18 protein-coding genes and 1 pseudogene are annotated in these 21,924 nt (G+C 63.4%); 9 read left to right on the top strand and 10 right to left on the bottom strand.

What is annotated here, in order from left to right; genetic code table 11:
• Positions 1 to 207: 207 nt before the first annotated feature.
• From P7A97_RS13165 to cobA, 3 genes and pseudogenes are all read left to right on the top strand, one after another.
• Positions 208 to 1,407, top strand: a pseudogene (locus P7A97_RS13165) (FAD-dependent oxidoreductase); the annotation flags it as partial.
• 25 nt (positions 1,408 to 1,432) lie between these two features.
• Complete coding sequence (locus P7A97_RS13160) at positions 1,433 to 4,168, top strand: nitrate reductase (RefSeq protein WP_277690406.1); 2,736 nt, start codon at positions 1,433 to 1,435, stop codon at positions 4,166 to 4,168.
• A gap of 10 nt (positions 4,169 to 4,178) precedes the next feature.
• Positions 4,179 to 4,916: a uroporphyrinogen-III C-methyltransferase gene (gene cobA, locus P7A97_RS13155; RefSeq protein WP_277690405.1), complete on the top strand. Its 738-nt coding sequence runs from the start codon at positions 4,179 to 4,181 to the stop codon at positions 4,914 to 4,916.
• Between the two features lie 784 nt (positions 4,917 to 5,700).
• On the opposite strand, the gene P7A97_RS13150 is transcribed toward cobA, so the two are convergent.
• From P7A97_RS13150 to P7A97_RS13135, 4 genes are all read right to left on the bottom strand, one after another.
• Complete coding sequence (locus P7A97_RS13150; RefSeq protein ID WP_277690404.1) at positions 5,701 to 7,365, bottom strand: AMP-binding protein; 1,665 nt, start codon at positions 7,363 to 7,365, stop codon at positions 5,701 to 5,703.
• A gap of 117 nt (positions 7,366 to 7,482) precedes the next feature.
• Positions 7,483 to 7,935, bottom strand: coding sequence for a phosphohistidine phosphatase SixA (gene sixA / locus P7A97_RS13145; protein WP_277690403.1), 453 nt, complete (start codon positions 7,933 to 7,935; stop codon positions 7,483 to 7,485).
• A complete protein-coding gene (locus P7A97_RS13140) occupies positions 7,932 to 8,279 on the bottom strand; it encodes a DUF4389 domain-containing protein (protein ID WP_277690402.1) in 348 nt (115 codons plus the stop codon). The genes sixA and P7A97_RS13140 overlap by 4 nt, the downstream gene beginning before the upstream one ends.
• Positions 8,280 to 8,293: 14 nt before the next feature.
• The gene (locus tag P7A97_RS13135) at positions 8,294 to 9,316 is read right to left on the bottom strand and encodes an NAD(P)H-dependent glycerol-3-phosphate dehydrogenase (RefSeq protein ID WP_277690401.1); all 1,023 of its coding nucleotides are present in this window, start codon (positions 9,314 to 9,316) and stop codon (positions 8,294 to 8,296) included.
• Positions 9,317 to 9,539: 223 nt separating this feature from the next.
• On the opposite strand from P7A97_RS13135, the gene P7A97_RS13130 reads away from it, so the two are divergent.
• The 3 genes from P7A97_RS13130 (at position 9,540) to fabB (ending at position 13,366) form a co-directional block, all read left to right on the top strand.
• Complete coding sequence (locus P7A97_RS13130; protein WP_277690400.1) at positions 9,540 to 11,474, top strand: ATP-binding protein; 1,935 nt, start codon at positions 9,540 to 9,542, stop codon at positions 11,472 to 11,474.
• Positions 11,475 to 11,621: 147 nt separating this feature from the next.
• Complete coding sequence (fabA, locus tag P7A97_RS13125; protein WP_277690399.1) at positions 11,622 to 12,137, top strand: 3-hydroxyacyl-[acyl-carrier-protein] dehydratase FabA; 516 nt, start codon at positions 11,622 to 11,624, stop codon at positions 12,135 to 12,137.
• Between the two features lie 11 nt (positions 12,138 to 12,148).
• Positions 12,149 to 13,366, top strand: a complete 1,218-nt coding sequence (fabB, locus tag P7A97_RS13120; RefSeq protein WP_277690398.1) for a beta-ketoacyl-ACP synthase I — start codon at positions 12,149 to 12,151, stop codon at positions 13,364 to 13,366.
• A gap of 176 nt (positions 13,367 to 13,542) precedes the next feature.
• Here fabB and P7A97_RS13115 read toward each other — a convergent pair whose 3' ends face one another.
• Together P7A97_RS13115 and P7A97_RS13110 are read right to left on the bottom strand one after the other, a co-directional pair.
• Positions 13,543 to 14,004, bottom strand: a complete 462-nt coding sequence (locus P7A97_RS13115; protein WP_277690397.1) for a DUF3859 domain-containing protein — start codon at positions 14,002 to 14,004, stop codon at positions 13,543 to 13,545.
• Between the two features lie 62 nt (positions 14,005 to 14,066).
• Positions 14,067 to 15,089: an amidohydrolase family protein gene (locus P7A97_RS13110; RefSeq protein WP_277690396.1), complete on the bottom strand. Its 1,023-nt coding sequence runs from the start codon at positions 15,087 to 15,089 to the stop codon at positions 14,067 to 14,069.
• 87 nt (positions 15,090 to 15,176) lie between these two features.
• On the opposite strand from P7A97_RS13110, the gene P7A97_RS13105 reads away from it, so the two are divergent.
• From P7A97_RS13105 to P7A97_RS13095, 3 genes are all read left to right on the top strand, one after another.
• A complete protein-coding gene (locus P7A97_RS13105; RefSeq protein WP_277690395.1) occupies positions 15,177 to 16,067 on the top strand; it encodes a transporter substrate-binding domain-containing protein in 891 nt (296 codons plus the stop codon).
• An 85-nt stretch (positions 16,068 to 16,152) separates the two neighbouring features.
• A complete protein-coding gene (locus P7A97_RS13100) occupies positions 16,153 to 16,551 on the top strand; it encodes an OsmC family protein (protein ID WP_277690394.1) in 399 nt (132 codons plus the stop codon).
• A complete protein-coding gene (locus P7A97_RS13095) occupies positions 16,548 to 17,408 on the top strand; it encodes a pirin family protein (protein ID WP_277690393.1) in 861 nt (286 codons plus the stop codon). The genes P7A97_RS13100 and P7A97_RS13095 overlap by 4 nt, the downstream gene beginning before the upstream one ends.
• Here the strand turns inward: P7A97_RS13095 and cysG are convergent.
• The 4 genes from cysG to P7A97_RS13075 all read right to left on the bottom strand — a co-directional run bounded on the left by cysG (position 17,405) and on the right by P7A97_RS13075 (position 21,923).
• Positions 17,405 to 18,790 (bottom strand): siroheme synthase CysG, encoded by a 1,386-nt coding sequence (gene cysG / locus P7A97_RS13090; protein ID WP_277690392.1) that lies wholly within the window; start codon positions 18,788 to 18,790, stop codon positions 17,405 to 17,407. The genes P7A97_RS13095 and cysG overlap by 4 nt on opposite strands.
• 70 nt (positions 18,791 to 18,860) lie before the next feature.
• Complete coding sequence (gene serS, locus P7A97_RS13085; RefSeq protein WP_277690391.1) at positions 18,861 to 20,141, bottom strand: serine--tRNA ligase; 1,281 nt, start codon at positions 20,139 to 20,141, stop codon at positions 18,861 to 18,863.
• An 88-nt stretch (positions 20,142 to 20,229) separates the two neighbouring features.
• Complete coding sequence (gene crcB / locus P7A97_RS13080) at positions 20,230 to 20,604, bottom strand: fluoride efflux transporter CrcB (protein ID WP_277690390.1); 375 nt, start codon at positions 20,602 to 20,604, stop codon at positions 20,230 to 20,232.
• On the bottom strand, positions 20,601 to 21,923 hold the full coding sequence (locus tag P7A97_RS13075; RefSeq protein ID WP_277690389.1) for a replication-associated recombination protein A: 1,323 nt from the start codon (positions 21,921 to 21,923) through the stop codon (positions 20,601 to 20,603). The genes crcB and P7A97_RS13075 overlap by 4 nt, the downstream gene beginning before the upstream one ends.
• Position 21,924 lies beyond the last annotated feature (1 nt).

The raw sequence follows: 21,924 nt of genomic DNA, 5'->3' as shown, positions 1-21,924 counted from the left end.
GCTCTCCCGCAAACCCGCCATTCGCGGGCTTGCGGGTCTTGGCACGCCGCATGCTTAGTGGATAACGACATGACATAAAGTCAGCGCCTTCAACGTAGAAGGGGCTGCCTCCCGACAGATCGGGACCAGGACAAAGGCGTCCTCGCTAGTGAGCTAGCGGGACGCCTTTTTTGTTTTTCGCGAATCGAGATGCAGGAGATGACCGGCATGAAAAAACTCAAGCTGGTACTGGTAGGCAATGGTATGGCCGGGGTACGCACCCTGGAAGAGCTGCTCAAGCTCGCCCCGGATCTCTACGACATCACCGTGTTCGGTGCCGAGCCGCACCCCAACTACAACCGCATCCTGCTGTCGCCGGTACTGGCCGGTGAACAGCACTTCGACGACATCGTGCTCAACGACCTGGCCTGGTACCGCGACAACCACATCGACCTGCGCCTGGGCCGCAAGGTGGTGCACATCGATCGCAAGAAGCGCATCGTCACCGCCGACGACGGCAGCACCGCCGAATACGACCGCCTGCTCCTGGCCACCGGCTCCACCCCGTTCATCCTGCCGGTACCGGGCAATCGCCTGCCGGGGGTGATCGCCTACCGCGATATCGCCGATACCCAGCGCATGATCGAAACAGCCGCCAGCCACAGCCACGCCGTGGTCATCGGCGGCGGCCTGCTCGGCCTGGAAGCTGCCAACGGCCTGCGCCAGCGCGGTATGCACGTGACCGTGGTGCACCTGGCTAACTGGCTGCTGGAGCGCCAACTGGACAAGGCCGCCGGCAAGCTGCTGCAGAGTGCCCTGGAGGCCCGCGGCATCCGCTTCCGCCTCAACGAGCAGACCGAGGAACTGCTGGACTACGGCAGCGGCCGCGTCTGTGCCGTGCAGTTCAAGAGCGGCGACGTGATTCCCGCCGACCTGGTGGTGATGGCCGCCGGTATTCGCCCCTGCACCGAACTGGCGGAAAAGGCCGGCATTCCCTGCAACCGCGGCATCCTGGTCGATGACTGCCTGCAGACCTACGATCCGCGCGTCTACGCCATCGGCGAATGCGCCAACCACCGTGGCATCGCCTACGGCCTGGTCGCTCCGCTGTTCGAGCAGGCGCAGGTCTGCGCCAACCACCTGGCTATGCTCGGCACTGCTCGCTACAAGGGTTCGGTGGTGTCCACCAAACTCAAGGTCACCGGCATCGAGCTGTTCTCGGCCGGCGACTTCATGGGCGGCGAAGGCACAGAAACCATCACCCTCAACGACCCCATCAGCAACATCTACAAGAAGCTGGTGATCAAGGACGACGTGCTGGTCGGCGGTTGTCTGTACGGCGACACCCTCGACGGCGGCTGGTATTTCCAGCAGATCCGCAACAACGCCAACATCAGCCAGGTGCGTGACCACCTGATGTTCGGTGAAACCCGCGGTATGGGTGCCTGAACCGATGACCCTGCCCGCCCCCAACCCCGCCCTGCGCACCACCGCCGCGACCTGCTGCTACTGCGGTGTCGGTTGCGGCGTATTGATCGACCACGATGACGAACGCATCAGCGGCGTACGCGGCGACCCCGCGCACCCGGCCAACTTCGGCAAACTGTGCAGCAAGGGCTCGACCCTGCACCTGACCGGCGACCTCAATGCCCGCGCCCTTTACCCCGAGCTGCGCCTGGGCAAGGCCCTGGCCCGTAGCCGCAGCAGCTGGGACAACGCCCTGGACCATGCCGCCAGCGTATTTGCCGAAACCATCCGCGAGCACGGCCCGGACAGCGTCGCCTTCTACATCTCCGGCCAGCTGCTGACCGAGGATTACTACGCCTTCAACAAGCTGGCACGCGCCCTGGTCGGTACCAACAACATCGACTCCAACTCGCGCCTGTGCATGAGTTCGGCCGTGGTCGGCTACAAGCGCAGCCTGGGCGCCGACGCCCCGCCGTGCAGCTACGAGGACATCGAGCAGGCCGACTGCCTGCTGATCGCCGGTAGCAACATGGCCTACGCCCACCCGATCCTGTTCCGCCGCCTGGAAGCCGCCAAGGCCGCGCGGCCCGAGATGAAAATCATCGTGGTCGACCCACGGCGCACCGACACCTGCGAGCTTGCCGACCTGCATCTGGCTATCGCACCGGGCACCGATGTGGCGCTGTTTCACGGCCTGCTGCACCTGCTGCTGGCGAATGGCGACTACGACCCGGCCTATATCGAGCACCACACCGAAGGTTTCGAAGCGCTGCGCAGCCTGGCGGCCGACTACCCGCCGCGCGAAGTGGCGCGCCTGTGCGGCCTCGACGAAGCCGATCTGCGCCAAGCAGCCGAGCTGATCGGCCGGTCGCCGGCCTTTCTCTCGCTGTGGTGCATGGGCCTCAACCAGTCCAGCTCCGGCAGCGCCAAGAACAGCGCACTGATCAACCTGCATCTGGCCACCGGGCAAATCGGCAAGGTCGGTGCAGGCCCCTTCTCGCTGACCGGCCAGCCCAACGCCATGGGCGGCCGGGAAACCGGCAGCCTGAGCAACCTGCTGCCCGGCCACCGCGAGGCCGGCAATGCCGAGCACCGCGCCGAGGTCGCTCGTTACTGGGGTGTCGATGAGCTGCCGAGCAACCCCGGCCTAAGCGCCGTGGAGCTGTTCGAGGCGGTGCGCGCCGGCAAGATCAAGGCCCTGTGGATCGCCTGCACCAACCCGGCCCAGTCCCTGCCGGATCAGCAGAAGATCCACGAGGCCCTGACCCTGTGCCCCTTCGTGGTGGTGCAGGAAGCCTTCTTCACCACCGAAACCTGCCAATACGCCGACCTGCTGCTCCCAGCCGCCAGCTGGGGTGAAAAGGAAGGCAGCGTGACCAACTCCGAGCGGCGCGTGACCCACGTACGCCGCGCCGTGCCAGCGCCCGCAGAGGCGCGGCCGGACTGGGCGATCACCTGTGATTTCGCCCGTCGCCTCGAACAACTGCTCCGCCCCGGCCTGCCAAGCCTGTTCAACTTCCTCAGCGTCGAAATGCTGTTCGAGGAATACAAGCACCTCACCCGCGGTCGCGACCTGGACCTGTCCGGTCTCAGCTACGCGATTCTGGACAACCAAGGTCCGCAACAATGGCCGTTCCCCAACGGCGCCCAACAGGGCACCGCGCGTCTGTACGGAGATGGTCGCTTTCCCACCACCAGTGGTCGTGCACAATTCGTTGCCGATGCCTACGTGCCAGCCCAGGAGCGCCAGGAAAAGGACTTCCCGCTGCTGCTCAACACCGGTCGCCTACGTGACCAGTGGCATGGCATGAGTCGCACCGGCACCGCCGCGCGCCTGTTCGGCCATGTGCCGGAAGCGGTACTCGGCCTGCATCCAATCGAGTTGAGCCAGCGCGGCCTGCAAAGCGGTGAGCTGGTCGAACTGCGCAGCCGTCGTGGCCGTCTGACCCTGCCGGTACAGGCCGACGACAGCCTACAGGCGGGCCATGCCTACCTGCCGATGCACTGGGGTGATCGTTTTCTCAAGGGGTTGGGCACCAATGTGCTGACCCAACCAGCCTTCGACCCGCTGTCCAAGCAGCCGGAGCTGAAGCTCAGCGGCGTGCAGGTGACCCAGGCCGCAGTACCCTGGCAACTGTTCGCCCTGGTCGAAGGCGATGTACAGCGCCGTTTCAACGCCCTGCGCCCGCTGTTCGACGGTTTCGACTACGCCAGCCTCACCCCGACTGGCCGCGAAGAGCGCCCGGCACTGCTGATCCGTGCCGCCAGCGCCACAGCGCCCGATGGCGAGTTATTGGCGCAGATCGATGCCCTGCTGGACGTCGACCAAGGCCCGGTGCTGACCTATGACGATCCGCAGCGCGGCGTGGGCAAGCGCATTCGCATCGAAGACGGGCGCATCGTCGCCATGCGCCTGGCCGGTGAAACCGCTGCCCGCGACTGGCTCAAAGGGATGTGGCAGGAAGGCAAGGCCGACACTGACCTGCGCCGCTGGCTGCTGGCCCCGCTGGCCACGCCCCCCGGAGGCGGCGTCAAAACCAGCAAAACCCTGTGCAACTGCATGAACGTCAGCCAGGACGCCGTCTGCGCCGGTATTGCCCGTGGCCTGGATCTGAATGGACTGAAGAACGAACTGAAGTGCGGCACCAGCTGTGGCTCGTGCGTACCGGAAATCAAACGACTGCTGAACAGCCATACGGCGGCCGTCGCCGTGGAAGCCTGAGGAGAACAACATGAGCGCAAAAGTCTGGCTGGTAGGCGCAGGCCCCGGCGACCCGGAACTGCTGACCCTCAAGGCGGTTAAGGCCCTCAACCAGGCCGAGATCGTGATGATCGACGATCTGGTCAACCTCGCCGTGCTGGAGCATTGCCCCACTGCGCGAGTGATCCCGGTGGGCAAGCGCGGCGGCTGCCGCTCGACGCCGCAGGCCTTCATCCACCGCCTGATGCTGCGCTACGCCCGCCAGGGCAAATGTGTGGTGCGTCTGAAAGGTGGTGACCCGTGCATCTTCGGACGTGGCAGCGAGGAAGCCGACTGGCTGGCCGAGCACGGCATTGAGGTGGAAATGGTCAACGGCATCACCGCTGGCCTGGCCGGCGCCACCCACTGCGGCATCCCGCTGACCCTGCGTGGCGTAGCCCGAGGCGTGACCCTGGTCACCGCCCACACCCAGGACGACAGCAGCCTCAACTGGCAGGCCCTGGCTCAGGGCGGCACCACGCTGGTGGTGTACATGGGCGTGGCCAAGCTGCCGGAAATTCGTGAAAGCCTGCTGGCCGGCGGCATGCGCGCCGACATGCCGGTGGCGATGATCGAAAACGCCTCGCTACCCCATCAGCGCGAGTGCCGCAGCACCCTGGCCGGCATGCAGCAGGCGGCCAGCGACTTTGCACTGAAGAGCCCAGCGATCCTGGTGATCGGCGAGGTGGCGGCGCAGCAGCAGATTCAAGCTTTGGCAGAGATTGCCTGATCCCCTTCGCTCCTGCGGAGTAGTGCCTCGCCCGGCCGTATGGCCGGGCTTTTTTTGCCTTTTAAAGAAGGAACGAGGCATTGATGCCGGACTGGCAAGATTGTGTGCGGGGCATATTGGTTCGAGAGAAGCGCTCAAGGCTGCTTATCGAGTTGACTGACACTTCTGGTTTCGCCCTTCCCAGGCGACCTACTTTTCCAGTCGCGGAAAAGTAGGCAAAACGCTTGCCCCTGCATACGGCCCTACGCTTCGCTCCGGGTTCGTTCGCTCCATCGTCGTTCCGAGGGTCGGCTTACAAGGACAATCCATGGCCCTTTAAGCCTTTCGCCGCATCCATGCGGCTCAACCCTCTACACAACGACTCCGCTCACCCTCCTGAAGGGGCGCCTTGTGCTGCCTGATGGCTCGTATGAGAAAACCAAGAGCGAAAGAAAACCTTCAACAACTCGGAGCCATTCCCCGTCAGAAGGCCGAGTGGAGGTGTTGTGCAGGGGGGGGGCGCGAGGCAGGACGCCGAGCGAGTAACGAAGGGACAGGGACGTCCCTTCGTTACGGCCCCCGGAGCGACACAGGAAGGAGGGAACCCCGCCGCAGGCGGGGCCGGATGTCGGGGGGCGCTTTCTTTTGCTTACTTTTCTTTGCGCAAACAAAGAAAAGTGAGTCGCCCGGCGGGGCGAAACGGGAAGTATCGGTAGGCTCAATAATCGGCTTGAAAGCAAATCCCTCCAGACTCACACAATCTTGCCAGTTCATTATCAAAACGACCCAACTCATTCCAAGACGCTCACCCGGCCTGCTGGTGCCAAACCACGCCCTCGCGCCGCTCGCCCCAAGCCCCGAAGTGCGGACCATAGGCACTCTCCACCGAGGCCCGCTTGATCTTCAGCGTCGGCGTCAGGAAGCCGTTTTCCACCGCCCACACCTCGGACACCAGCACCAGACCATTGAGCTGCTCATGCCTGTCCAGCACCTGATTGGTCTCCTCCAGCAAACGCTTGAGGCTGCCCTCGAGCTGCTCGCGCGGCTCCTTGCGCCCGGCCTCGGAGAGCACGCACAGGGCCAGCGGCTGGGGCAGGCCGTCGCCAACCACGCAAACCTGTTCGATATGGCTGTGCACCGCCAGGCGGTTCTCGATCGGCGCCGGGGCCACGTACTTGCCCTTGCTGGTCTTGAAGATTTCCTTGATCCGCCCGGTCAGGCGCAGGTTACCCTCGGCGTCTTGTTCGCCCTTGTCGCCGGTACGCAGGAAGCCGTCCTCGGTCATCGCTTCGGCGGTCTTTCCCAGCTCCTTGTAGTAGCCCTGCATGGTCGAGCCGCTGCGCACCAGCACCTCACCCAGATCGCTGATACGGACCTCGACGCCCGGGTTGTTCTGACCAATCCAGCCAGACTTGAATTTGCCCGGTCGACATACATGCGAGTAACCACAGTTCTCGGTCATGCCGTAGACCTCCTGCAACTCCAGGCCCAGGCGTCGATACCAGGCCAGCAGCGCATCCGGTACAGGCGCGGCACCAGACAGGCCATAGCGCACAGCATCCAGTCCCAGGCCGCGCAGCACCTTGCGCCCGACCAGACGACCAACCAGCGGCAGGGATAGCAGGAAATCGAGTTTCTTGGCCGGCATTTTGGCGTATACGCCCATCTGGAACTTGGTCCAGATGCGCGGCACGCCAAAGAATACCGTCGGCCGCGCCCGGCGCAGATCTTCGAGGAAGGTATCGAGACTCTCGGCAAAGAACACGGTAAGCCCGCTGTACAGCGAGTTCAGCTCGACGAACATGCGTTCGGCCACATGGCACAGCGGCAGATAGGACAGCACGCGGTCATCCTCGCCCACACCGAACAGCCCCGTGGCGTGGCTGGCGGTAAAGCCGAAGTTGCCGAAGCTGTGCATCACGCCTTTGGGCATCCCGGTGGTGCCGGAGGTGTAGATGATAGTGGCGAGCTGCTCAGGCGGGGGCGCGGGGCGATCCTGAATTGGCGCGCACGCCTGCAGGTCACTCCACTGTTTATCGAAGTTACCGGGCGCATGCAGCGGCAGTGCCACGGTCAGCACTCCCGCCGGCAGCCCTGGCGCCATCGCTGGCCAGTCGTCGAGCTTACCGATGAAGGCCACCTTCGCCTCTGCATGCTCCAGTACCTGGCGCATCGATTCGGCGGTGAGATTGGGATAAAGGGGCACGGAGACGTGGCCAGCCATCCAGATCGCCAGGTCGGTGACAATCCAGTGTGCGCAGTTTTTCGAGATGATTGCGATCTTGCTGCCCTGCTCCAGCTCCAGGCTGCGCAGCCAGGCGGCAGCTCGTCGGGCTTGGTCACCCACCTCGGCCCAGCTCAGCTGTTCGACCTGGCCACCCGCCTGCGGTTGGATCAGGTAGGTTTTGTTGGGGTGACGCGACTCACGTTCGAAGAACAGGTCAAGCGGTAAACGAACTGCACTGGCCACGGGGCCTCCTTGTTTATTGTTTTTGTCACAGGGAGCAACCAAGCACTTGCTTGGTTGAATATTCCATGCGTCAGGAGGCGTCGCAAGTGAAGAAATGTTACAGCGGACTCCAGGCCTCTAGCCCGGATGGTACAAGCCCGCCAGATGCATCAGACCGGGAATGGCCTGACCATCGAGTGACACCAGGCTGGCCGTGCTCAAACCCAGCGGCTGTTGCAGATGGCCATGCACCAGCAGCCCGGCAAGGCTGCCTAGCAAGGGGTTGTGGCTGACCAGCAGGCACTCTCCGGGGTATGCATCAAGTTGATTGGCGGCTGCGCGCGGGGAGTCATCGGGCGTGGCCCAGTCCACCGTGGTCAACGGCAGCTTCAGGCCCAGACTCTCACGCACCAACTCGGCGGTTTGCTGGGCACGCAGATAGGGGCTGACCAGAATATGCGCCAGCTCGCGGCCACGCAGACGTTCCGCAGCCTTGCGAACCTCTCTGCGGCCGCGCTCGGTCAGCGGCCGCTCGGCATCGCTGCGTGCGCGCGGCTCAGCTTCGCCGTGACGCAACAGCCAGAGAGTCACAACTTGGGTTCTTCATCGCGCACTGGGTGTGGCGCGGGCGGGATGCTGTGCGGCTCGTTGTCCTCGGGAGCGCGCGGCGCCGGCCAATCGGCGAAGGGCCAGGGTTTCTCCTCGCTGTTGAAGGTACCGAAGCGGCCAATTTGCTGCAGGTACTGGCTGAGGCTGTCGCCAAAACCCTGCAGGCTGCCGCTGGGCGCACCATAGAACAAGCGATAACCGAGTTGCACGATCACCACTACGGCCAGGACGATTTCCGCCAGCTGCCAGACGATGGCGAAGATCACCATCCACAGAACGCGCAAACCGATCGATTCGCGCTCCAGCACCTTGTTCTCTTCAGTCATGCCAATTTCCTCTTTCAGAATCCGCTGGGAGAAATGAAGTCTACGTCGGTCTTCGGGTCGCCACTCATCAGCACCTCGATTACCTGAGCCAGGGTCCGCCCCTCGAACAGGATGGCATGCAGACCTGCCACCAGCGGCATGTAGACCTGCAACTCTTCGGCCTTGGTCTTCAACACCTTGAGGGTATTGACTCCCTCGGCGACCTCGCCGAGGCGCTCCACGGCCTCCTCCAGCGAAAGCCCCTCGCCCAGAGCGTGGCCAACCTGGAAATTGCGGCTCTTCGGCGAGGAGCAGGTGACGATCAAATCCCCCACCCCAGCCAAGCCAAGGAAGGTCATGGGATTGGCACCCAGGGTGACGGCGAAACGGGTCATCTCGGCCAGGGCCCGTGTGATCAGCATGCTTTTGGTGTTCTCACCCATGCCCAGCGCGGCGGCCATGCCGGCGATGATCGCATAGACATTCTTCAGGGCACCGCCCAGTTCGACACCAAAGCTGTCGTTGCTGGCATAGACGCGGAAAGTGCCGCCATGTAGGGCCTGCTGCACTCGCTGGCAGAGTTCCTCATCTTCGCTGGCGATCACCGTGGCCGTCAGCGCATGTTCGGCAATTTCGCGCGCCAGATTCGGCCCGGACAGCACACCGATACGGGCCAGCGGCGCGACATCGGCAATGATCTGGCTCATCAATTTGAAGCTCTTGGGTTCGATGCCCTTGGTCAGGCTCACCAACAGCTTACCCGCCAGGGCGTCGGCCACCGGTTGCAGCGCCTGACGCAGTCCCGAAGAGGGAATGGCGACGAAGATCAATTCACAGGCCGCCAGCGTCGACTCCAGGTCAGCGACAGGCTCAACGCCGTCGTGAAGTTTGATGCCTTTGAGGTAGCGCGGGTTTTCCCGTTGGGTGCGCATCGCCGCAGCCTGCTCGGGATCACGCATCCACTGCAGGACGCGCTGGCCATTCTCGGCCAGAAGGTTTGCAATCGCGGTGCCGAAGCTGCCACCGCCCAGCACTGCAACGGGTTGTTGCTCGGTCATAGGACTTCCATAACGGGCCATCACTGGCGAATGCCGGCATTATCACGAAGCCTTGGCTGAGCGGCCAGCCCGAATTCACCGTAACAGCCAAAGGCATATCGCGGCACAGAAGCCTAGGATGCGCACTGGCAAACACAGGCGCCTCAGTTAACATGCGACGCTTATACAGAACCACTCGCCTGAACCAGAAAAGGCCCTACCGGCTCAAGGAGAACGAGCGTCAATGACTTTCGGGCGCAACTGGGACATCCACACCCGCACCCAACTGATCAGCGTCGGCCCTGCCCTGCTGTTGACTCTATTGCTAACAGGCTTCTTCACCTACTCACGCCTGCAGGATTTGCGCCAAGAGCTGAATCACACCGGCCAGCTGATAGCCGACCAACTGGCCCCCGCCGCAGAACACGGCGTACTTGCCGACAATCCACAGGCGATCGAAGGCCTGCTGCGCGCCACGCTGAAAAACCCACATGTGCGTTTCCTGGAAGTACGTGACCGTAACGAGAATATTCTTGTCTACGTCGAACAGGGCGGGAGTGCGCCGACCGCGCATGTGGAAATCTTCCATGCCCCCATTCGGCTACAACGCCCGTTGCAGGATGATGACCTCAGCGAACCAGCCAGCACGGCGCTGAAGACAGACGGCGAGTATCTGGGGCGAGTCGTCGTGGGCATGTCCGACGAGGCTTTCAGTAGCCGCCAGCAGGCCATTCTGCTGAAAGCCACCATCCTCGCCCTCGGCGCCCTGCTGCTGACCTTCCTGCTCGCACGCCAGCTTGCCCGAAGACTGGCGCAACCCCTGAGCACCATGGGCAAGGCCCTACAAGGCATCAAAGCCGGGCGTTATGACACTCACCTGGCAGAAAACGACAGTGGCGAGCTTGGCGATCTGGCACGCCACATCAACAGTTTGGCCGCCGCCCTCCAGCACGCCAGCCGCGAGCAGCAGGAGGCCATGCAGCAACTGATCCAGACCCGCGAACAGGCCGAACAGGCCAGCCGTGCCAAATCCGACTTCCTGGCGATGATGAGCCATGAACTGCGCACGCCGATGAATGGCGTGTTGGGCATGCTGCAGCTGCTGGAAACCACCGAAATGAGCCAGGAACAGGCCGAATATGCAGCGCTGGCCACCGAGTCCACCGAGCACCTGCTCAAGGTGATCAACGACATTCTCGACTTCTCCCGCATCGAGCGCGGCGCCCTGGAGCTGGAGCTAATCCCCTTCAATCTGCAGGATCTGCTGCAGGGGTCCATCCAGGTGTTCCAGCACAGCGCCCAACAGCGCGGCCTGCGCCTGCGCCTGGACGCCCAGGAAGGCCTGGAGCATCTGGAAGTGCAAGGCGACCCGACCCGCATCCGGCAGATTCTGGTCAACCTGCTAGGTAACGCCCTGAAATTTACCGAGGAAGGAGGTATCCGCATCGAGGTGCGCTGGCAGCCGCTGGACAACGAGGTGCTCTGGCTAACCTGCGCCGTGCACGACAGTGGCATTGGTATCGCACCGCAGCGTCTGGAGCGCATGTTCGATGCCTTCCAGCAGGCCGACACCTCGATTTCCCGCCGCTATGGCGGCACCGGTCTCGGTCTGTCCATTGCTCGCACTCTGGCAGAACGTATGGGCGGTACCCTGCATGCCGATAGCGAGGAAGGCATAGGCTCGGTATTTACCCTGGAAATCCCTCTGCCCTTCAGCGCCCAGCGGCCTGATGAAATGTTGCATGAAATGTCGGACGGCCCCTCAGGAGCAGGCCAGGAGGTACTGTTAGTCGAAGACAACCCGGTGAATCAGACCGTGATCGAAGCCATGCTGCGCAGCCTCGGCTATCGCGTCGTACTGGTCAGCGATGGCGCCCAGGCTGTGCAGCAGTTCGATGCCCGGCGCTTCGCTGCAGTGCTCATGGACTGCCGCCTGCCATTGCTCGACGGCTATGAGGCGACTCGGCAGATTCGGCATAACTCGCCGCATTGCGGCACGCCGATCATAGCCCTGACCGCCAATGCCCTGCAGGGAGATCGTGAAGCCTGCCTACAGGCCGGCATGAACGATTACCTGGCCAAGCCGTTCAAACGCGCAGACCTCGAGCGCATGTTGCTGCGCTGGCTGGGCAAACAAAGCTCGAAGAGTGCGGGAGTGCTAGAGTCGGGCGAAGGATGAACTGACGCATGGCATCGGGTTTACAAGTGTTCACAAAACCCTGTGACTTTCACCAAGGCGCAACAGTCTACGACTAGTCTGCCGCAGCACAAGAACATACGCGGTACAGCTTAAGCCCCCAGCAAAGGGGATCATTGAGGAGTTCGCATGACCCAGCAAAACGCCTATTCCCGGGAAGAATTGCTCGCCTGCAGCCGCGGCGAACTGTTTGGCCCAGGTAATGCGCAATTGCCCGCCCCCAACATGCTGATGATGGATCGCATCGTTCATATCAGTGACACCGGCGGTAAATACGGCAAGGGCGAAATCGTCGCCGAACTCGATATCACCCCTGATCTGTGGTTTTTCGGCTGTCACTTCGAAGGTGACCCTGTAATGCCGGGCTGCCTGGGCCTCGATGCCATGTGGCAGCTGGTCGGCTTCTACCTCGGCTGGCAGGGCAACCCGGGCCGTGGCCGCGCGCTGGGCTCTGGCGAAGTGAAGTTCTTCGGCCAGGTGTTGCCGACCGCCAAGAAAGTCACCTACAACATCCACATCAAGCGCACCATCAACCGCTCCCTGATCCTCGGCATCGCCGACGGCAGCGTCGCCGTCGATGGCCGCGAGATCTACAGTGCCGAAGGCCTGCGCGTGGGTCTGTTCACCTCTACCGACAGTTTCTGAAGGACATCCGTATGCGTCGCGTCGTGATCACCGGTCTGGGTATCGTTTCCTGCCTGGGCAATGACAAAGACACCGTCTCCGCCAACCTGCGCGCCAGCAAGGCGGGCATTCGCGCCAACCCCAGCTATGCCGAGATGGGCCTGCGCAGCCAGGTCAGCGGCACCGTCGATTTGAACCTCGAAGAGCTGATCGACCGCAAGACCCTGCGTTTCATGGGTGATGCAGCGGCTTATGCCTACCTGTCCATGGAGCAGGCCATCGCCGATGCCGGCCTGACGCCCGAGCAGGTCTCCAACCCACGCACCGGCCTGATCGCCGGCTCCGGCGGCGCTTCCACGCTGAACATCATGGAGGCTGTCGACACCCTGCGCGAAAAGGGCGTCAAACGCATCGGCCCATACCGCGTGACCCGCACCATGGGCAGCACCGTGTCGGCCTGCCTGGCCACGCCGTTCCAGATCAAGGGTGTGAACTACTCGATCTCGTCCGCCTGCGCCACCAGCGCACACTGCATCGGCCACGCCATGGAGCAGATCCAGCTGGGCAAGCAGGACATCGTCTTCGCCGGCGGCGGCGAAGAAGAGCACTGGAGCCAGAGCTGCCTGTTCGACGCCATGGGCGCCCTCTCCACCCAGTACAACGAAACCCCGGAAAAAGCCTCGCGTGCCTACGATGCCCAGCGTGACGGCTTCGTTATCGCCGGCGGCGGCGGTATGGTGGTGGTCGAGGAGCTGGAACACGCCCTCAAGCGCGGCGCCAAGATCTACGCGGAAATCGTCGGCTACGGTGCCACTTCCGATGGCTACGACATGGTCGCCCCGAGCGGCGAAGGCGCCATCCGCTGCATGCAGCAGGCCCTGGCCACCGTCAACGCACCGATCGACTACCTGAACACCCACGGCACCTCGACCCCGGTTGGCGACGTCGCGGAGATCAAAGGTGTGCGCGCGGTATTCGGCGACAAGGCCCCGGCCATCAGCTCCACCAAGAGCCTATCCGGTCACTCCCTGGGTGCCGCTGGCGTGCAGGAAGCGATCTACTGCATGCTGATGATGGAAGGCAACTTCATCGCCGGCTCGGCCAACATCGACGAGCTGGCCCCGGAAGTCGCCGATCTACCGATCCTGCGCCAGACCCGCGAGAACGCGGAGATCAACACCGTGATGAGCAACAGCTTCGGCTTCGGCGGCACGAATGCCACCCTGGTGTTACAGCGCTACAAGGGCTGATCCTGCTGGAAATGTAAACGGCGCCTACGGGCGCCGTTTTCGTTTTGCCAATGCTCTGCTTTGCACGCGAGCACGACTCAAACCTGCTACGTCGAGCACCGGAGTAATTGCCCGCTTGGACCATGTGACAGGGCCAAACGCACCGGTTTGGATGCTTCGAGCGTGAGTCTTGGCACTCAGCGCACGTTGAAGCGCTGCTCCACCAGCTTGCGGTCACCCTGGAAGACCATGAACTGCCACTCGCCCGGCACCACTTCATAGTGCTCGGTGAACTCGAAGGCCATCACGTCCAGCGGTGCGCCTGGCACCAGTTTCTGCTGCAGCTCGATCTTGTCCTGGCGCTTGCCGTCGGGGCCGATCAGGCCGGGAGTGAAATACAGCAGGGTCAGCGGGATATCGGTTTCCTGCTTGCCGGTCAGCTGGTAGCGCACGCCGAACTTGGTGCCCAGACGTGCCGGCACCTCGGTGGTTTGCTCGATCGGCTGGTTGGCGCGCGCCAGGATGCGCTCACCCGGTTGCGGGTCTTTGATCTGAGCGGTAAAGACCCCGTACTCCACGGGCCCTTGCACCTGTACATCGGCCATGGCCAAACCCGACGCCAGGGTCAGTACCGCCATAGACAGACTCGAAAATTTCATCTCGCGCTCCTTGTTTGGGATGGCGCGAAGGCTATGACGTCACGGTTACAGACTGATGACAATCAGTCGCGCAACTCGGCCTGACGCTTGCGCGGCAACACAGCGAGAAAATTGTCGCGAGCCACCTGGCGTGCCACCTCTTCCGGCAGCGCATCGAGGAACGGCCGGAAATCGTCGAGATACTGGCCGAGCCCATCGAAACGCCCTACCACGTCGGAACCGATCATGAATCGTGCTGGATAGCTACGCACCAGCTGCAGCCAGGCTTCATCGGGGTGGCCTTCGGCATCCAGCAGGTAGGGCCGCAACACGGTCCAGGACAGATCGATGTACAGGTTCGGATACTCGTCGAGCATGCGAGTGAGGGTCGGCAGAAGAAAATCCAGCTTCTGCTGGTGACGATGGATTTCCATGCTGGTACCGGCATGAGCCCAGATGAAGCGTACATGCGGATGATTGCGCAGCGGTTCCTCGACCTCTGCCAGGTACAGCGGGTTGCGCTCGCGCTTGGAGGTGATGTTGCTGTGCAGCATCACCGGCAGGTCATACTCGGCCGCCAGGTGGTAGATGCGTGCCATTGCTTCGTTATTGGCCCGCGGCGTATCGCCGTAGATAAGCGCCGTGAGGTCGTCATGCCGGGTGAACACCTCGCCGATGCCCTGCCAGAGCCCCGGGTCCAGCTCCAGCATGCGCCGTACATGGGCATCGGCGTTCTTGTCCGTAGGGTTGAAACCGGTCAGGAAGGGATGGAAACGCTCGCGCTGCTCGGCAGGCAGTCGCTTGAGCGCAGCGGCAATCTGCACATCCGTGGCGCTATACCAGTACGCACCCGCATCATCGCCGGCATAGTAGCGCGGGCGCTTGGGCTCATCCTCGTGCCATTTCTTGGCCACGGAAATGCCGCTGATCATGACGTGATCGATATTGCCGGCCGCCATGGCTTCCAGCAACGGCGTCATGCCTTCGGACTCCTGAAAGAAGTCCACGTAGTGCAGATGGGCATCGCTGAAACGGTACTCGCGGGCCTCGGCCAGGGGGGCAAGCAGGCCGACCAAAGCAACGAACGGTAGATGACGGATGGGCAACGGTGTCTCTCCTTGGCGTGTTGAGCAAGAGTAGACCGCCAACGCCTCGTTACCGTTCACTGGCCATGTGCCCGCACAGAGGCCATCATGAGGGTCATCGTCCGACGAACCCTGCACATGCCCACCTGCCGCCTAGCCCTGTTGCTCGCCCTGTTCTACATAACCCCCAGTGCAGCCGAGTCACTGACCTATCCCCTGCATTCCGACGGAGTCGACCCCGAGGCTTATGTGGTGGAGCTGCTACAAATGGCTCTGGACAAGAGCGGTACCGAATATCTTCTGCAGCCCTCGCCCAGGAGCATGCCCCAAAGTCGTGCAGAACAGTCACTGGAGCAGAACGACGGCCGAGTGCAGGTGATGTGGGCCATGACCAGCAAGGCCCGTGAGGAGATCCTGCTGCCCATCCGTATTCCGATCTATCGCGGCCTGATTGGCTGGCGCATCCCTTTGGTGCGCGCCGAGGATCGAAACTGGCTCAGCCGCACACGCGGCCTGGCCGATCTCAAACCACTGCGCATAGGTCAGCGCGCCGACTGGCCCGATACGCGCATCCTGCGCAGCAACGGCCTGCAGGTACTCACCAGCCAGAGCTATGACAGCCTGTTTCGCATGCTCGACGCGGGGCGTTTCGACCTCTTCCCTCGTGAGGTAGTCGTCGTATGGGATGAGCAGGCGCGCGCCGAAAGTGCCGGACTCAAACTCGCCGTCGACGAACATATCGTCCTTCACTACCCCACCGCCTTCTACTTCTTTACCTCACGCGCCCGAGCCGACTTGGCCGAGACCATTGAGCGCGGCCTGGAAAGCATGCTCACCGATGGCAGCTTCGAGCGGCTGTTCCAGCAGTATCATGGTGCCACGCTGGAGCGCGCCCGACTGGCGAAACGACGGGTAATCAAACTGGACAATCCGGACCTGCCGGCACAAACCCCTTTCAACCGCACTGAACTCTGGTATCAGCCTGCCGGCGCGCCTTAGCCGCAGCCAACAGCGTCAGGCGGCGATGGTAGAGCGATGCATGGGCTAGGATTGAGCAATCGCCTAGCATCTTTTGGGAGCCAGCATGATCCGCATCAGTACCGAGTCCGGCCTGCGTCACAGCATCGCAATCGGCGAGCATCAGCTACTCACCGATGTCCCCGAATCCTTTGGCGGCACTGATTCCGGCCCCGAGCCCCACGACCTCTTCGATGCCGCCCTGGGAGCCTGCAAGGCCCTGACTTTGATGCTCTATGCCAAGCAGAAGGGCATACCGCTGGAAAGCCTCGACGTACGCGTCGCTCGCGACGCCAGCCAGGAGCGCCAGGGCCTGTACCGACTCAACGTCGAACTGGACCTGTATGGCGCCCTGGACGACAGCCAGCGCCAGCAGTTGCTGCGCATCGCCGACAAATGCCCGATACACAAACTGATGACCAGCACCGAGGTTCAGGTGGACACTCGCCTGAGCGACAACGTATGAATGCGCTGCTGCTGATTCAACCCAAAGCCGAGGATATTTCCGGCCAGCCCATCCTGCGTCCGCTGCCCAACGCCAAGTGCCGCAGCATCGGTCCCTTCGTGTTCTTCGACCATATCCTGGACAAGGCCTATGCCCCAGGCAGCGGCATGAACATCAACCAGCATCCGCATATCGGCCTGTCTACCCTCACCTATCTGTTCGAGGGCGAGCTACAGCACAAGGACAGCCTCGGCTCCGACCAGGTGGTGAAGCCCGGCGACGTCAGCTGGATGACCGCCGGCCGTGCCGTCGCCCATGTCGAGCGCACACCGCAGCACTTATGGCAGAGCGGCTCGCGACTGCATGGCCTGCAGGTCTGGCTGGCCCTGCCGCAGGCGCTCGAGCAAGGCGAGCCGAGCTACAGCCACCACCCAGCAGCCAGTCTGCCGCGCAGCGAATCCATGGGTGTGCAGATCACCCTGATCGCCGGCTCCGGCTTCTGCCTGGAATCACCCGTGCCCATGCACTCGCCCACCCTGTATGCCGAGCTGAAGCTGCAAGCGGGCGCCAGCCTGCTGATCCCTGCCGAGCACCGCGAACGGGCACTGTATCTGATCGAGGGTGAGGCCAGGCTGGAGGAGTCCGACCTGCCACTGCACAGCCTGGCCGTGCTACCGGAAGGCGAAGAACTGCTGCTCAGCGCCTGCGGCGAGTGCCACCTGGCGCTGATCGGCGGCGAGCCGCTGGGGCCACGACGCATGTACTGGAATTTTGTCGCCACTGACGCAGCCCTGCTCGAGCGTGCCAAGCAGAACTGGGCCAACGGTGATTGGCCCGCGGTACCCGGCGAAACCGCGCGCATAGAACTGCCGAACTAGAGCGCCTGCGCGCCCTCGAACCAGGCCAGCTTGTCACGTAGCTGCACGACTTCGCCGACGATCACCAGCGTCGGCGCATGCACTTCATGCTCGGCCACCAGCTGCGGCAGGCTGGCCAGGGTGCCAGTGAATACCCGCTGATTCTGCGTGGTGCCCTGCTGCACCAGCGCCGCTGGCGTATCGCCGCCGCGCCCGTGGGCAATCAGCTGGCTGCAGATCTGCGGCAGCCCGACCAGGCCCATGTAGAACACCAGGGTCTGCCCCGGCGCCACCAGATCGGCCCAGGGCAGATCGCAGCTGCCATCCTTGAGATGGCCGGTGACGAAGCGTACCGACTGGGCATGGTCGCGGTGGGTCAGGGGGATGCCCGCATAGGCCGCGCAACCCGACGCCGCCGTGATCCCCGGCACCACCTGGAAAGGAATACCTTCGGCGGCCAGTTCCTCGATTTCCTCGCCGCCACGGCCGAAGATGAACGGATCGCCGCCCTTCAGGCGCAGCACGCGCTTGCCGGCCTTGGCCAGATCCACCAGACGACGGTTGATCTGCTCCTGCGGCACGGCATGTTCGGCGCGCTGTTTGCCTACGTAGATGCGTTCGGCATCACGCCGGCACAGTTCGATGATGGCCGGTGCCACCAGGCGGTCGTAGAGCACCACGTCGGCCTGCTGCATCAGACGCAGGGCGCGGAAGGTCAGCAGATCGGGATCGCCCGGGCCGGCCCCCACCAGATAGACCTCGCCAAGGAACTGTTGCCGGCCCCCGGCGATCTTTTCCTCCAGCAGACGCTGCGCCTCCGCCGGCTTGCCGGCGAACATGCTTTCGGCAATCTGCCCCTGGAACACCTCTTCCCAGAACACCCGACGGCGCTGCACATCGGGCAACAGTGCCTTGACCTGGGCGCGGAAACGCTTGGCCAGCCCGGCCAGGTGACCATAGGTGGCCGGGATCCAGGTTTCGATCTTGGCGCGGATCAGCCGTGCCAGTACCGGCGCATCACCGCCGCTGGTGACCGCCACGATCAGCGGCGAGCGATCGACAATGGCCGGAAAAATCACACTGCACAGTGCCGGCGCATCCACCACGTTGACCGGCACACCCCGCGCCTGGGCCTCAGCCGAGATGCGCGCGTTGAGCGGTTCGTCATCCGTCGCGGCGATCACCAAGACCACATCCTGCAGATCGTCACTCTGGTAGCCGCGCAGCAGACAATTGCCTGCCCCCGCCATGGCTTGCAGCTCGTCACGAATGGCCGGCGCCACCACCCGCAGGCGGGCACCGGCATCGGCCAGCAGCCGCGCCTTGCGCAGCGCCACCTCACCGCCGCCGACTACCAGCACCAGGCGGTCTTGAAGCTTATGGAACAGCGGTAGGAAATCCATGACTCACTCTCGTCGCAGGTAAAAAAACGGGGCGGCCCTCGCCACCCCGCATTGTGCATCCGCTATCGGCTTAGCCGATCACGTCCAGCCCGCCCATGTAGGGCTTCAGCACCTCCGGCACGCGGATACTGCCGTCGGCCTGCTGGTAATTCTCCAGCACCGCCACCAGGGTACGGCCCACCGCCAGGCCTGAGCCGTTGAGGGTGTGCACCAGCTCCGGCTTGCCGGTTTCCGGGTTGCGGTAGCGCGCCTGCATACGGCGAGCCTGGAAGTCGCCGCAGTTGGAGCAGGAGGAAATCTCGCGGTATTTGTCCTGGCTCGGCACCCAGACTTCCAGGTCGTAGGTCTTCGCTGCACTGAAGCCCATGTCACCGGTGCACAACGCCAGCTTGCGGTAAGGCAGTTCGAGCAGCTGCAGCACGCGTTCGGCGTTGGCGGTCATGCCTTCCAGCGCCTCGAAGGATTTGCTCGGCTCGACGATCTGCACCATCTCGACCTTGTCGAACTGGTGCTGGCGGATCATGCCGCGGGTGTCGCGACCGGAAGCACCGGCCTCGCTGCGGAAGCAGGGGGTATGGGCAACGAACTTCAGTGGCAGCTGCTTGGCGTCGAGGATCTCGCCGGAGACGATGTTGGTCAGCGACACTTCGGCGGTCGGGATCAGGTAGAAGTCCGCCTCGCCCTCGCGGCTGATCTTGAACAGATCCTCCTCGAACTTGGGCAACTGGCCGGTGCCCTGCAGCGCCGGAGCCTGCACCAGGTACGGGGTGTAGGCCTCTTCGTAGCCGTGCTCGCCGGTGTGCAGGTTGATCATGAACTGGGCCAGGGCACGGTGCAGGCGGGCAATGGGGCCGCGCAGCAGGGCGAAACGCGCACCGGACAGCTTGGCGGCAGTTTCGAAGTCCAGCCAGCCGTGCTGTTCGCCAAGAGCGACGTGGTCCTTGACCTCGAAATCAAAGCTGCGCGGCGTGCCCCAGCGCGCCACCTCGACGTTGCCGTCCTCGTCCTCGCCCACCGGCACCGACTCGTGCGGCAGGTTGGGGATGTTCAGCAGCAGGTTGTCGAGTTCGGTCTGGATGGCGTCCAGCTCGCGCTTGCCCTCTTCCAGCTCGCTGCCCATCTTGTCGACTTCTGCCAGCAGCGGTGCGATGTCCTCGCCACGCGCCTTGGCCTGGCCGATGGACTTGGAGCGGGCATTGCGCTCGGCCTGCAGCTGTTCGGTACGGGTCTGTACCGACTTGCGCTGGCTTTCGAGCGCCTCGAAGCGCGCAACATCCAGTTGAAAACCACGAGTAGCCAGACGGGCGGCCACTTCTTCGAGCTGGCCACGGACGAGTTTGGAATCGAGCATGTAACTCTCTCAACGAATCAAATGAGACGACGCAGGGTCGGTTGACGATGCTGCGCAGTTTACGGACTTAGCGCCGGCAAGCCGAGCCTTAATTGCGCGCCAGGCTCATGCCGAGCCAGGCCGCCAGCAGGCCACCCACCACACTGGTGAGCAGATATCCCAGCGCCATGCCCCAGCGCCCCTGCTCCAGCAGGCGCAGCACTTCCAGGCTGAAACTGGAGAAGGTGGTGAGGCCGCCCAGCACCCCGGTCAGGATGCCGGTGCGCAGGGCCAGCGGCAGATCGGTACGAGTCAGGAACCAGGTAGCCAGAAAGCCGATGGCCAGACAACCGATCAGGTTTACCGCCAGGGTCGCCAGATAGAAATGACGCGGGGCCTGGGCAGCCACCCAATGGGAAACCCAGAAACGCAGGCATGAGCCCAGGGCGCCTCCGGCCGCAACCGCCAGCACGACCTTGATCATGTGCGCCGTTTCCTCGTGCTCTGCCGGTCAAGCTCGGCCAGACGTTGCAGCTTCTCGCGAATTTTCAGCTCCAGCCCACGCGGCACCGGGTCGTAGTAGCGCTGCGGCTGCAACTCTTCCGGGAAGTAGTCCTCCCCCGCGGCGTAAGCCTCCGGTTCGTCATGGGCATAACGATACTCTTCGCCATAGCCAAGCTGCTTCATCAACTTGGTCGGCGCATTGCGCAAGTGCAACGGCACCTCCAGCGAGCCGTGCTCGGCGGCATCGCGCAGGGCGGCCTTGAACCCCATGTACACCGCGTTGCTCTTGGGGGCGCAGGCCAGGTACACCACGGCCTGGGCCACCGCCAGCTCACCTTCCGGGCTGCCCAGGCGCTCCTGCACATCCCAGGCATTCAGGCATAGTGTCAGGGCCCGCGGGTCGGCATTGCCAATATCCTCGCTGGCCATGCGCACCACCCGCCGCGCCAGGTACAGCGGATCGCAGCCGCCGTCGATCATTCGGGCATACCAGTACAGGGCCGCATCCGGATTGGAGCCGCGCACCGACTTGTGCAACGCGGAAATCTGGTCGTAGAAAGCTTCGCCGCCCTTGTCGAAGCGTCGGCGACTGTCGCCCAGCAGGTTGTGCAGCAGCTCGGGCCCAATGTCGTCACCGTCCTCGGCCAGGTCGGCTGCGTTCTCCAGCAGGTTGAGCAAACGCCGACCGTCGCCGTCGGCAGCAGCATGAAGGATCTGGAAGCTCTCTTCCGGCAACGTGAGGCCACGCTTGCCTAGCCCCTTGTCCTCACCTAGCGCACGCGCCACCAGCTTGCGCATGGCCGTCTCGTCGAGGCTTTTCAGTACATAGACGCGAGCCCTTGAGAGCAGCGCATTATTCAGCTCGAACGAGGGATTCTCGGTGGTGGCGCCGATGAAGATCAGCGTGCCGTCTTCGACATAGGGCAGGAAGGCATCCTGCTGGCTTTTGTTGAAGCGGTGCACTTCGTCGACGAAAAGAATGGTGCGCCGACCGTACTGGGCAGCCTGCTGCTTGGCCACCTCCACCGCCTGGCGAATCTCCTTGACTCCGGAGAGCACGGCGGAAATCGTCTCGAAGTGCGCATCGGAGACCTGGGCCAGCAACTTGGCCAGGGTCGTTTTGCCGACCCCGGGCGGGCCCCAGAAGATCATCGAGTGCAGCGCGCCCTGCTCCAGGGCCTCGCGCAGCGGCTTGCCCTGGCCCAGCACATGTTCCTGGCCAACGTATTCGTCCAGGCTGGTGGCGCGCAGGCGCGCGGCCAGCGGCTGAGCGACGGGCGTGGCGCGGAACAGATCCACC

The sequence above is a fragment of the Pseudomonas sp. GOM6 genome (assembly GCF_029537485.1).
Taxonomy (GTDB): domain Bacteria; phylum Pseudomonadota; class Gammaproteobacteria; order Pseudomonadales; family Pseudomonadaceae; genus Aquipseudomonas.
The sequence above is the reverse complement of the archived record's forward strand: the minus strand, read 5'-3'. Positions and strand labels throughout refer to the sequence as shown.